Below are 11749 nucleotides of genomic sequence, written 5' to 3' on the forward strand. Positions count from 1 at the left end.
TTATAAGTTAAATTTGCTGTATGAAAAAATATTCTTCTAAGAGAAGCATTCAGATACTTGCACATCTTCTTCAGCAGTATGGAATTTCAGACATTGTCATCTCACCGGGATCACGAAATGCTCCCTTAGCAATTCACTTTTCAGAAGTGGACGTTTTCAACTGTTTCAGTATTGTAGATGAAAGGAGTGCTGCATTTGTAGCAATGGGAATGGCTAAGAGTGAGAAAAAGCCGGTAGCAATTACCTGTACCAGCGGTTCTGCAGTAGTCAATTATTACCCGGCAGTTACAGAAGCTTTTTATCAGAATATTCCCCTTTTGGTGTTAACTGCTGACCGGCCAACGGATTTTATTGATATTTTCGATGGACAGACAATCAGGCAGAAAGATGTTTTTCACCAGCATTCTTACGGTGATTTCCAGCTTTTGGAAGACAGTAAGGAAAATGCAGAAGATATTAATTTCGATATTATTAAAAAAGCCATCGAGCTTTGTTTTGAAAAGCAAGGTCCGGTCCATATCAATATACCTTTAGAAGAGCCTTTATATGAGTTGGTTTCAGAACTTCCGGCTTTTCCTTCTGTTGAAAAAACAATCAGACGTAAAGAATATGAAATTCCTTCCCATCTGATTGCCGGATGGCATACCTCTCAAAGGATCATGTTGCTGGTTGGTACCAGGGATTATAGTCCTGAATTGGAAAACCAATTGACTCAGCTGGTGAAAAACCATTCGGTAGTGGTTTTAAGTGAAGCCAATTCGAATTTGCATCATGAAAAATTCTTCAGACATATTGACCGTCTGATTTTTAACTTTACAGAAGAGGATTATAAGACTTATGCTCCGGATCTATTGATTACTGTGGGACAAAATGTAGTTTCTAAAAAAGTAAAACAGTTTTTGAGAAGTGCCCGTCCAAAGCAGCATTGGCACCTGGATGAAGTGTGGCAGCCGGATACCTATTTCTCACTGACAGAAAAAATTGAAGTTAAGCCTGAAGTTTTCTTTTCAAAACTGCTCAATTTCATTAATCTGGAACCAAGACCTTACTTCAACCTATGGGATGTGTTGAGAGATAAAAAAGATGCAAAGCATCAGCAGTTTTTAAATACTGTTGGATTTTCTGATTTTTACTTTTTCAATAAAGCTTCACAGTCAATTCCTGAGAATTATAATATTCATTTCAGTAATTCTTCGGCCATCAGGTATGCTCAGCTGTTTGATTTTGGTAAGAGGAAAATGTATTGCAACAGGGGAACCAGTGGCATTGATGGGTCTACCTCTACAGCAATGGGTTTTGCAATCAAAAATGAGAATCCTACATTGTTGATTACCGGAGATTTAGGGTTCTTCTATGATATCAATGGCCTTTGGAATCAATATATTCCACCGTTTGTAAGAATTATGATCTTTAATAACGGGGAAGGAAATATCTTTAAAATTATTCCGGGTCCGGGAAATGCCAATCCCAATACTTTGGATGAGTTTATCGCGACTAAGCACCGTAAAAATGCAGAATATTTAGCTAAACATTTTGGATTCTCATATATCAGAGTGGAAGATGAGCTGACATTAGACCGTGTGCTGGAGAATTTCTTTAAGCCGGATGCACAGCCAAAAATCCTGGAAGTAAATACCCACGGGAAAAACAGTGCAGATGTATTGAAGGACTATTTTAGTTTTCTTAAATAAAATTAAAGATCCAGGTATTCTTCATTTCCCGGCAGATTCATAATTCTGTCAATAGGATAAATAAACATATCATCGAAATCATTTAAAGCATTAATGATTTGGAAATGCGTGAATTGCTTTATATTTTGTAGAGTGATTTCCGCTTCTTTGATTTTTTTCTGCTTTAAAAGATGTTGTCTTTGTACCCCGTTTAAAAGGTAGGTGCTTGGGGTAAACCATTCCTTACCTTTTAAAAATAAAAGATTGGAAAAAGAAGTATCGGTGATATGGTTGTTTTTAATGATAATGATTTCCTCAGCTTTAGACTTCATCTTCATTTTATCAAGCTCTTTCCGGTCTTCAAACTTAAAAGAATAATCGAAGCTGTTGTTTTCTACCAGCTGAAAATCATGTATTTCAGGAATCGCATACGGAATCATCTGAGTCCGGATTCTTTTATCCAGATCATAAGAAACCCTGAGCTTAAATAAGCCGTCTTCATCATGATGGAGATTTTTGTAAATTTTGACCAGGTCAATAGGGTCTTCTTTCCCAAAGTGGGAAAAAGTTTGATTAACACGCTTTTGATGTAGGTCCGATAGAAAAATTTCCTGATCTTCTACTTTAATACTTTCAATGAATTGGGACATAAATTTTGTTTTTCATTTCCTGATATTCGTCTTCTAATTTACTCATGTGTGTGATACCGCCTCCGCTTTTGAAGTAAAGTTGCTCTCCTTCTTTTTCAATAAAGCGTATCATCACACAACTGTCAACATTTTCGCCGTCAAACCAGCCGCAAACTCCCGTATAATATCCTCTGTCATATCCTTCTGCTTCCAGAATGATTTCCAGGGTTTTGGGTTTTGGAGCACCCAGAATTGATCCTGCAGGAAGCAATTTTTGCATTACACTTCCCAGCTTTCCATTAAATTCAGGTTTTAAGGTTCCTGAAATTTCAGAACTCATGGCGTACAGGTCTTTCTGCTGAGTTTTAATAAAATCAATATGCTGAAACTGATCTACCTTCACATCATCTGCCACCATGCTCAGATCATTACGGAGAAGATCCACCACAGTATAGTGTTCTGCCTTCTCCTTTTTATCATTTTTTAAAATTTCTGCGGCGTTTTCTACAGAAGCATCAATAGTGCCTTTCATGGGAAAGGTCAAAATTTTACCATCAATAATCTTGACAAAAGTTTCTGGAGAAAAAAATACAAAAAAATCTTTATAAAAAACTTTATACTTTGCATTTGAGTGATAAAAAATTTCTTTTAGGCTTAAATTGGTCTGGATTTTAGTTTTTCTGGTGTAATTTACCAAATAAGAATTTCCCAGACGAATATTTTTTTGAACTTTTTCAAAGCCTATTTTAAAGCTTTCCTGTGTTTCAGGAAATGATTTCCATTCAATTTTCTTGGGTAATTCCTGTTTGTTTTTTATAGTTGAAAAATGTTGAAAATCAATAAGTAAGCCTGATTTTTCTATTTCGTCTTCTTTATATATTTCGACATTCTGAGACAGGAAGTCGATAACGAAAAAATAAGGAACTTTCTGAAGAGAAAGCTCATCCATTTCTAGAAATTTTTGATGATTCACTGAAAACATTCGGCAAAAATACTTATTGATGTTTACTTTTGCATAAAATTTTTATGATGCAGAATAAATATCCTCAGAAACCGGGACTAGATTTTATATTGAAGCAGGCTTTTTTTTATTGGAATAAAACTCTTTTATTTCAGCTGATGTTTTCGATCTTTTATTTTGGGATTTTCCTTTCGGTACTTTTTTTCTTTGATTCAAGATATGCTATTCTAAGCCAATATGCAGAGGCTGCGAAGTATGCAAAAGACGGAATGGAGATATATTCCGCACAGTTGGCAAAAATGATGTCCAATGATGGATTTCAAAAATTTTCGTGGGCTATCATAGGAACTACTATTTTTCTCTATCCCCTGAATCTAGGGTTTTATCAGATTTACAGAAAGCTTGATCTTAATGAAAAACCGGAATTAAAGGATTTGCTTGTTGGATATAACGGCATTAATTTTTTTAAATATATAGGATATTATATTTTTTGGTTCTTTGTATTTGCCTATACTTTTCAGACCATTATTTTGGGAATCATCTGGGTGCTTATTACGCTGTTTGTAGCCCCGATAATGTTCTTTACCGATAAAAGGATTTTTGAAGCGATTTCTTTAAATCTTAAAGCACTGAGAATGTATTTTCTTGAGATATTCGTATGTGCTATAGTGGCTGTTCTTTTCAAATACATCGGATTCACTTTGTTTTTTGTAGGAGGTCTTTTTACTTTTCCTTTTTGGAATGCAATGATTTATTCTCTTTATAAAACAGCTTTTTCTGAGCAAAAGTAAATTTCAATAGAGTTTAATGTGGTTTTTTTATCAAAAAAAGTTAAATTTGGTAAAAACCATTAAAATATTAAACTATGTCTGAATTTAACGAATTTGATCAACAAGGCTCTGTACCGAATAGGGATACAGGATCAATAATTTCACATGCATTTGAAATGTATAAGGGTGTTTTCGGCTATGGAATTGTCGCGATGATAATTTATCTTGTCGGAGGATACATCATACAAACACTTACAGGATTTAATTCTGCTTCCATGATGGAAGAAATGAGAAGTTCAGGAGGTGACTTCAGTTACTGGAATGCTCCCGGCCTTCCGATGTATATGACATTCTCCGGTATTTTTGGTATTTTATTAGCTCCTTTATATGTGGGGCTAATCTACATTGTTAATAAATTCAATACTAAAAGCCAGATTGAGTTTTCAGATCTGTTTATAGGATATCGTCAGAATTTTGTAAATATATTGATTTACAGTATTCTGTCAGGAATTATTTCTTCTGTTGCAGCAGCATTATGTTTCTTTCCGCTTATTTTTGTTTATCCGTTTCTTTTACTAGGATATCCAATTTTATTATTTGAGAATGCATCAGCTACTGAGGCTTTAGGAAAGTCTTTCAATATCGCAAAAGAGAATTATGCTGTTTTCCTATTGGTAACACTTTTAGGAGGGATTATTTCTTTTGCAGGGATTCTTCTTTGTGGAATTGGAATTATTTTGACGGCTCCATTTATGATGGTTGTGATGTACTCTGCGTATTGTGCATTCCTTGGAAAACCGAGACAAATCATGTATAAGCAGCAATAAAAACAGGAGTAATTAATGATAAATAAAGACAAACAAATAAGCGGTGTTGCTATAAAGCAGGTCTTCTTACTGGTGATCATTGTGGTGCTGGCAGGCTTGATCTGTTTCAATCTTGCATTATTTATACCTTCTGTTTTAGGTGCTATTACGATTTATGTCGTTTGCAGAAAATATAACTTTTACCTACAGGAAGAGAAAAAATGGAAGCCTTCACTTGCCGCATTTGCATTGATGTTTGCCAGTCTTATTATTCTGATTTTACCCATCTATTTTATTGCAGACCTGATTATAGATAAATTGGGAAATGCACAGGCTTATATGGCTAAATTCAACGTGTTTTTAGATAAAATACACTCATATATTTACTCAAAAACCAACTTTGATATTCTTAGCCAGGATAATATGAACAAGCTGAAGAATTCTGTTGGAAAAGTTTCAACTTCTGCACTTAGCGGGACGTTTAATACCCTGACAGTAGTAATGTCCATGTATTTTATCCTGTACTTCATGTTGGAGAAGCCCAGGTTATTTGAAAAAATTCTTACCTCTTCAGCCCCTTTAAAAAGAGCTAATATATCTTTAATAGGCGAGAAAATGCGCAAGCTGATTATGGCCAATGCTATTGGTATTCCTGTAGTGGCTATAGGACAGGGGATTGTTTCGCTGATTGGATATCTTATATTTGGTGCACCGGGTGCTGTCTTGCTTTTTGCCCTGACAGCTGCCGCCTCAGTAATTCCCGTAGTGGGAACGGCTATAGTGTATGTTCCGGTGTGTATCTTTATGATTGCTGAAGGAAATACGGCACAGGGACTTGGGTTGGCTATTTACTGCGTAGTAGTGGTAGGGCTTACAGATAACCTTCTTCGCTTTACCCTTTTGAAAAAACTGGAAAACATTCATCCTTTAAATACCGTATTTGGAATTATTATGGGAATGAATCTTTTTGGCTTTATGGGGCTTATTTTTGGACCCATTCTGATCTCGCTTACCTTACTTCTGGTTCAGGTATATAGAAATGAATTTTCGGACGAAGATACACCTCCGGATCTGGAAATACCTGATCAGGGAATAAAAGAGAATAAATTAATTTAATAAGTGAAAATTTGGAAGGAGTAAATTCAGAAATACTAAAAGAAATCTGTGTAGTAAAAATGCCTTTCGGAAAATATGAAGGGACCATTCTCGCTGATCTTCCGATAAGCTATCTTGAATGGTTTAACAGGACCGGAATGCCTAAAGGAAAACTGGGAATGCAGCTCTCAACCGTTTATGAAATCAAACTGAATGGATTGACGGATCTTTTGATTCCAATCAGGGCAGCGGTGAGAAATGGAAGATAATACACGCAGATCATAAGATAAACTTACGGCGGCATCAGAGATGCCGCCGTAAGTTTTTATATAAATATTGTCCGATTCAGGCTAATTAGCTTTTTAAAGCTGCAATCTCATCCCTCAATTTGGCAGCCTTGATAAAGTCAAGGTTTTTAGCTGCTGCTTCCATTTCTTTTTGTTTCTGACCGATCATTTTTTCTATATCTTCCCCTGCATAGCTGGCTTTTACTTCGGCTACTTTCTGCAGAATTTCTTTCTGGGTATATTTTTCGTCTGGGAAGTCTTTGCTTCTTCCTACAAGATTTTCAGATATTTTTTTGTTTAAGGCTGTTGGCTTAAGTCCATGGTCATCATTATACTGCATCTGTTTTGCGCGGCGGTATTCGGTTTCATCCAAAGTAGCCTGCATGGATTTGGTGATTTTGTCAGCATACATAATGGCTTTTCCATTAATATTTCTTGCGGCACGTCCTACCGTTTGTATCATTGATCTTCGGCTTCTCAACATCCCTTCTTTGTCGGCATCAAGAATAGCGACCAATGAAACCTCGGGTAGATCTAAACCTTCTCTCAATAGATTGACACCAATCAAAACATCAAAAAGGCCTAAACGCAGATCCTGCATAATCTGGATACGCTCCAGGGTCTCAACGTCAGAGTGGATATATCTTGTTCTGATTCCAAATTTCACAAAGTATTTAGTGAGCTCCTCTGCCATTTTCTTGGTGAGCGTTGTCACCAGTACTCTTTCATCAGCATCAGCTCTTTTCTGGATTTCTTCCATTAAATCATCAATCTGATTGAGGCTGGGTCTTACTTCAATAATAGGGTCAAGAAGTCCTGTGGGACGGATGATCTGTTCAATATAGGCTCCTCCGGTCTTTTCTAATTCATAGTCTGCAGGAGTCGCAGAAACATAAACCACCTGATTTTGTATCGCTTCAAATTCCTCAAACTTCAACGGCCTGTTATCCATTGCTGCAGGTAATCTGAAGCCGTATTCTACTAATGATTCTTTTCTGCTGCGGTCACCTCCATACATGGCATGAACCTGTGGTACAGTAACGTGGCTTTCATCAATAACCATTAAAAAGTCTTTTGGAAAATAATCAATCAGGCAGAAAGGTCTTGTTCCCGGAAGCCTGCCGTCCAGATATCTTGAGTAATTTTCGATTCCTGAGCAATAGCCAAGTTCTTTAATCATTTCAAGATCCAGTTCGGTTCTTTCCTGTAGTCTCTTAGCTTCCAAAGGTTTTCCGATAGAACTGAAAAAGTCTACCTGTTTTACCATATCATCCTGGATATCCTTGATCGCTCCGTTTAATGTTTCTTTAGAAGTCACAAAAAGGTTGGCAGGATAGATCTGAATCTGTTCAAAATTGGAATCTACATTTCCGGTTACAGGATCAAAACTCTGGATTTTTTCAATTTCATCACCAAAGAACTGTATTCTAAGTGCATTGTCGGCATAAGCAGGAAAGACATCTATGACATCGCCTTTCACGCGGAATGTTCCTCTTTGGAATTCATTTAAGGTTCTGGCATATAATGCACTTACCAAAGAATGTAAAAGGGCAGTTCGGGTTACTTTTTCACCAATTGCTATGGAAATTAATGATTTGTGAAATTCTGTGGGATTTCCAATACCGTAAATACAGGAAACGGATGCTACAATCAAAACATCTCTTCTCCCGGAAAGCAGGCTGGCGGTAGCAGAAAGACGTAATTTTTCAACTTCCTCATTAATACTCAGGTCTTTTTCAATATACGTTCCCGTAGTAGCAATATACGCTTCCGGCTGATAGTAGTCATAGTAACTGACAAAATATTCAACAGCATTTTCAGGAAAGAATTCTTTAAATTCCATGAAAAGCTGGGCGGCCAGCGTTTTATTGTGAGCCAGTACTAAAGTAGGTCTTTGTACATTTTGTACCAGATTGGCTACTGTAAAGGTTTTTCCTGAGCCCGTTACCCCAAGGAGAGTTTGGTATTTCTCACCGATATTGATTCCCTCGGTAAGTTTTTCGATAGCCTGTGGCTGATCTCCGGTAGGTTTATATTCTGATTGAAGCTTAAAATCCATAGAAAAGAATGTATACAACAAAAATACGAAAGAAATTATTAGACAGGATAAAGTTTTGAAGACGAATGTCTTGATTGTAAAATTTTAACTTATTGGTGATCTTTCGTTTCTTTTCTTATTTGAGAGTATGCTTATGAATAAAAGATGCTTTCTGAGTTTCTGACCAGCTTGTCCCACCTTAAGTATTTCCCCAAAAAAAGCGCTAAATATATAGCGCTTGTATGTTATGGTTTTGAAAAAGAGAGCGTGGCAGGGAGTTTCACTACTGCTGCTATGGCTTTTCCATTTTGAGTGCCGGGCGTCCAGGTTACTTCATTACCTATGGTGGTGACAGCTTTAAAAAGCTCATTGTTAAACATTTCATTATCGCCTGAAGTGGTTACTTTGGTGGTTTTTCCATTTTCATCAATGTAAATATAAGCAACTGACTTAATGACTCCTTTTAACGTTTCCATTTTACTTATATCCATAGTGTTGACTACTTTTGCGCGAAGGGCCTGATGTCCTCCAGGGTATTGCGGCTCTACATTATGATCATTGGAATTTGAAGTTTTCTCGGTTAGTGTGTTTTTATCCTCGTTGCTTTCTGCTACAGTTTTCTTTTTGGGTGATAAGGTGTCTGCTTTGGGTTTGAAACTTTCCTTTTGAAGTTCTGTTACTGGAAGTGGTTTCTCATTTTTAACACCTTCATCAGAAGAATATATGGCTTTATCTATATGCTGTGGCAGGACATTTTTTGAGGGTTGTAGCTGTTGGGGCTCTGTATTTGCTCCAATAGGACTATTGGCATAGGTTTTTGATGTGAATACCATAAAAGCGGCCATAAAAACAGGTATACTTGCAGCCTTTTTAAATAGAATCAGTTTAGATTTTTTAGTGGTCATCATAATAAAACGTTTTTTGGTGTTGTTAAAATTAAAAGAATGGGTCAATGCTGGATTTTGACTGCTGATAATTTCATCTAAAATTAAAGCCTGATAGCTTTTAACATTGAAATTATTTTTTAAAACAGCCTCATCTGCTAGAAATTCATGGTTGGTAAGCATTGCTTTTTTATAGAGGAAAAGAACCGGATTAAACCAGGTGAATATTTTTACTATTTCCATACATGCAATGTCAATACTGTGTTTCTGATCGATATGACTCTTTTCATGCAAAAAGATTCTTGAATCAATGATATTGCCGGTGATATAGTTTTCTCCTAAATAAATAGTATTCCAGAAGCTGAATGGAGAAATCCTTTTTTCAGTAGATACAATATGGTAATTCAAATACGTGATTCTTTTTCCTTTTATTTTTTTTATGGCCCGGATAGCCAGAATACTTCTGACCAGTAGAAAAGCAGTGATGACTCCATAAAGGATCCATGCGATAGTCATCCCGTCAAAAGAGCTTTCCCCGGATGGTGTCAGAATGATCTGCTGTGCCGTTTCTTCAAACGTCAGCGAAGCTGTTTTTTCTGGTTTAGGAAGCGCTGTTGTAATTGAAATAAAAGGGACTGTATAAGAAAACGCTAGGGAGAACAGTAAATAAAACCTGTTGAATCCGTACATTTTTTCTTTTTCCAAAAACAAGTAATAGATCGCGATCAATAGGGAAGAGCAAATCATTATTTTTAGAACTATAGCAATCATTTTTCTAGTCTTTTATCTGTTGATCTATTATTTCACGAAGTTCTTTCAGCTGTTTTTGGCTAAGTTTGGCATTAGAAGTAAAAAAAGAGGCAAACTGTGTCACCGAGCTGTTGAAAAAACGGTCAATCATGGAAGTCATTTCTTCCTTGAAATATTCCCCTTTCTCTACTTTTGGATAGTATTCACGGGAATTTCCATAGAGTGTATACCCTACCAAATCTTTATTCTGCATTCTTTTCAGCAGTGTGGCAACAGTCGTTGCAGCCGGTTTGGGTTCAGGATAAGAATCTAAAATATCTTTCATGAAAATCTTCTTTTTTTCCCAAAGAATTTCCATAAGAGCTTTTTCTGAATCAGTTAGTTTTATTTCTTTCATTCTACAATGTTGTAATTTGTTCTACAAATGTAGAATAAAAATTTTACTGTGCAAATTTTATGGCATTATTTTTCCATTCATTCTCATTAATTAATCCATAATATCATGAAAATCAATCAATTTTATATCCCACTGCTTAGTGTTTTTTTTATTTTGTCTTCGTGTAAGAAGGCTAATGTGAATGCTCAGCAGGTAGGAACAGATGGCAGTGTAGAAACGGAAAGTCCCAATTCGGACTATAAACCTGCATTTAAAGGACAGACGAGGGTTAAAGCCATAAAAACAACAACTCCTTATCATGTTGAAATGGTAAATAAAGACCTTGGAAGACCATGGGGCATCATCAATCTGCCGGACGGAAAATTTCTCATTACAGATAAAAGAGGCTATATGAATGTCGTTTCACAAGACGGGAAGCAGGTTTCTAAAGTAGAAGGATTTCCGAAAGTAGATTCAAAAGGACAGGGAGGAATGCTGGATGTTGCTCTTGATCCGGATTTTAAAACCAATAATATCATTTATTTCAGTTTTTCAGAACCGTTTGGAAAAGGAAATCTTACCTCTGTAGCAAAAGGTAGGCTGTCCGGAGATCTAAAAACGGTTTCTGATATTAGGGTGATTTTCAGAGCAGAGCCTTCTTATGATGGGGATAAGCATTATGGAAGCAGACTGGCATTCGATAAAGATGGATTTTTATTTGTAAGTACGGGTGAAAGGTCAGATAGGGAGACAAGGGTTTATGCTCAAAAAACAGATAATTATTTGGGGAAAATATTAAAAATTACCAAAGATGGAAAACCGGCTCCCGGAAATCCGTTTATAGGTAAACAGGGCTACAAACCTGAAATTTACGCGTTTGGTATCAGAAATCCTCAGGGAATGGCCATTGATCCGAACGGTACATTATGGGATGTTGAAATGGGGCCGCGTGGTGGAGATGAAATAAACCTTATACAGCCCGGTAAAAATTATGGCTGGGGAGATGTAACTTATGGGATTGAGTATTCCGGGCAAAAGGTTGGGGAGGGAATTACACAGAGAGAAGGTACGGAACAGCCGGTTTATTATTGGGACCCTGTGATTTCTCCCAGTGGGATCACTTTTTATACAGGAAATATTGAAGAATGGAAAGGAAATTTATTTATAGGATGTCTGAGTGGAGAACACATCAACAGAATAGTAATGAAAGATAATAAAGTGGTAGGTGAAGAACGTCTTCTGGCAGATCAGAAAGAACGGTTCAGGGATGTTTTGGATGGAATGGATGGTAATCTATACGGAGTGACAGACAGTGGAAAGCTCTATAAAATTTCAAAAAAATAAAACAAAAACTCCTGAAGCTGTTTCAGGAGTTTTGTTTGTTTGTATGTCGGAAGCAGAAAGCTCTGAATGTTTTAGGTGAACTTATGAGTGAGGAGCTGTTGCAAGTATGTGGCTATAAGCTCTTCATTAACTTCCGTAT

11 protein-coding genes are annotated in these 11749 nt (G+C 36.5%); 6 read left to right on the forward strand and 5 right to left on the reverse strand.

Features of this window, described 5'->3' with window-relative positions:
• Positions 1 to 20 precede the first annotated feature (20 nt).
• Positions 21 to 1691, forward strand: coding sequence for a 2-succinyl-5-enolpyruvyl-6-hydroxy-3-cyclohexene-1-carboxylic-acid synthase (gene menD, locus B8967_RS17780; protein ID WP_047489656.1), 1671 nt, complete (start codon positions 21 to 23; stop codon positions 1689 to 1691).
• A 2-nt stretch (positions 1692 to 1693) separates the two neighbouring features.
• Here the strand turns inward: menD and B8967_RS17785 are convergent, their stop codons facing one another.
• Positions 1694 to 2320 carry an aminotransferase class IV gene (locus B8967_RS17785; protein WP_084086940.1) on the reverse strand — a complete coding sequence of 209 codons (627 nt, stop codon included), beginning with the start codon at positions 2318 to 2320 and terminating at the stop codon, positions 1694 to 1696.
• The gene (locus B8967_RS17790; RefSeq protein ID WP_084086941.1) at positions 2304 to 3281 is read right to left on the reverse strand and encodes an aminodeoxychorismate synthase component I; all 978 of its coding nucleotides are present in this window, start codon (positions 3279 to 3281) and stop codon (positions 2304 to 2306) included. The genes B8967_RS17785 and B8967_RS17790 overlap by 17 nt, the downstream gene beginning before the upstream one ends.
• 47 nt (positions 3282 to 3328) lie before the next feature.
• Between B8967_RS17790 and B8967_RS17795 the strand changes: the two genes are divergently transcribed.
• From B8967_RS17795 to B8967_RS17810, 4 genes are all read left to right on the forward strand, one after another.
• A complete protein-coding gene (locus tag B8967_RS17795) occupies positions 3329 to 4051 on the forward strand; it encodes a hypothetical protein (RefSeq protein ID WP_052188631.1) in 723 nt (240 codons plus the stop codon).
• Between the two features lie 74 nt (positions 4052 to 4125).
• Entirely contained in the window at positions 4126 to 4857 is a 732-nt protein-coding gene (locus tag B8967_RS17800; RefSeq protein ID WP_047489646.1) for a hypothetical protein, read from the forward strand.
• A gap of 15 nt (positions 4858 to 4872) precedes the next feature.
• Entirely contained in the window at positions 4873 to 5952 is a 1080-nt protein-coding gene (locus B8967_RS17805) for an AI-2E family transporter (protein WP_047489645.1), read from the forward strand.
• Between the two features lie 11 nt (positions 5953 to 5963).
• Positions 5964 to 6200, forward strand: coding sequence for a DUF3820 family protein (locus tag B8967_RS17810; protein WP_047489644.1), 237 nt, complete (start codon positions 5964 to 5966; stop codon positions 6198 to 6200).
• A gap of 85 nt (positions 6201 to 6285) precedes the next feature.
• Here the strand turns inward: B8967_RS17810 and uvrB are convergent, their stop codons facing one another.
• The 3 genes from uvrB to B8967_RS17825 form a co-directional block, all read right to left on the reverse strand.
• Positions 6286 to 8277, reverse strand: coding sequence for an excinuclease ABC subunit UvrB (gene uvrB / locus B8967_RS17815; protein WP_047489643.1), 1992 nt, complete (start codon positions 8275 to 8277; stop codon positions 6286 to 6288).
• 224 nt (positions 8278 to 8501) lie between these two features.
• On the reverse strand, positions 8502 to 9911 hold the full coding sequence (locus tag B8967_RS17820; protein ID WP_084086942.1) for a M56 family metallopeptidase: 1410 nt from the start codon (positions 9909 to 9911) through the stop codon (positions 8502 to 8504).
• A gap of 4 nt (positions 9912 to 9915) precedes the next feature.
• Positions 9916 to 10287 carry a BlaI/MecI/CopY family transcriptional regulator gene (locus B8967_RS17825; protein WP_047489637.1) on the reverse strand — a complete coding sequence of 124 codons (372 nt, stop codon included), beginning with the start codon at positions 10285 to 10287 and terminating at the stop codon, positions 9916 to 9918.
• Positions 10288 to 10392: 105 nt separating this feature from the next.
• Here B8967_RS17825 and B8967_RS17830 point away from each other — a divergent pair, with 105 nt between their 5' ends.
• The gene (locus B8967_RS17830) at positions 10393 to 11610 is read left to right on the forward strand and encodes a PQQ-dependent sugar dehydrogenase (protein WP_084086943.1); all 1218 of its coding nucleotides are present in this window, start codon (positions 10393 to 10395) and stop codon (positions 11608 to 11610) included.
• Positions 11611 to 11749: the final 139 nt, after the last annotated feature.

It is taken from the genome of Chryseobacterium sp. YR221, from assembly GCF_900176315.1.
Taxonomy (GTDB): domain Bacteria; phylum Bacteroidota; class Bacteroidia; order Flavobacteriales; family Weeksellaceae; genus Chryseobacterium; species Chryseobacterium rhizosphaerae.

Bases quoted from the DNA above. Each gene is read 5' to 3' on its own strand.
- menD (WP_047489656.1), top strand. From the start codon at position 21: ATGAAAAAATATTCTTCTAAGAGAAGCATTCAGATACTTGCACATCTT.
- B8967_RS17785 (WP_084086940.1), bottom strand. From the start codon at position 2,320: ATGTCCCAATTCATTGAAAGTATTAAAGTAGAAGATCAGGAAATTTTT.
- B8967_RS17790 (WP_084086941.1), bottom strand. From the start codon at position 3,281: ATGTTTTCAGTGAATCATCAAAAATTTCTAGAAATGGATGAGCTTTCT.
- B8967_RS17795 (WP_052188631.1), top strand. From the start codon at position 3,329: ATGCAGAATAAATATCCTCAGAAACCGGGACTAGATTTTATATTGAAG.
- B8967_RS17800 (WP_047489646.1), top strand. From the start codon at position 4,126: ATGTCTGAATTTAACGAATTTGATCAACAAGGCTCTGTACCGAATAGG.
- B8967_RS17805 (WP_047489645.1), top strand. From the start codon at position 4,873: ATGATAAATAAAGACAAACAAATAAGCGGTGTTGCTATAAAGCAGGTC.
- uvrB (WP_047489643.1), bottom strand. From the start codon at position 8,277: ATGGATTTTAAGCTTCAATCAGAATATAAACCTACCGGAGATCAGCCA.
- B8967_RS17820 (WP_084086942.1), bottom strand. From the start codon at position 9,911: ATGATTGCTATAGTTCTAAAAATAATGATTTGCTCTTCCCTATTGATC.
- B8967_RS17825 (WP_047489637.1), bottom strand. From the start codon at position 10,287: ATGAAAGAAATAAAACTAACTGATTCAGAAAAAGCTCTTATGGAAATT.
- B8967_RS17830 (WP_084086943.1), top strand. From the start codon at position 10,393: ATGAAAATCAATCAATTTTATATCCCACTGCTTAGTGTTTTTTTTATT.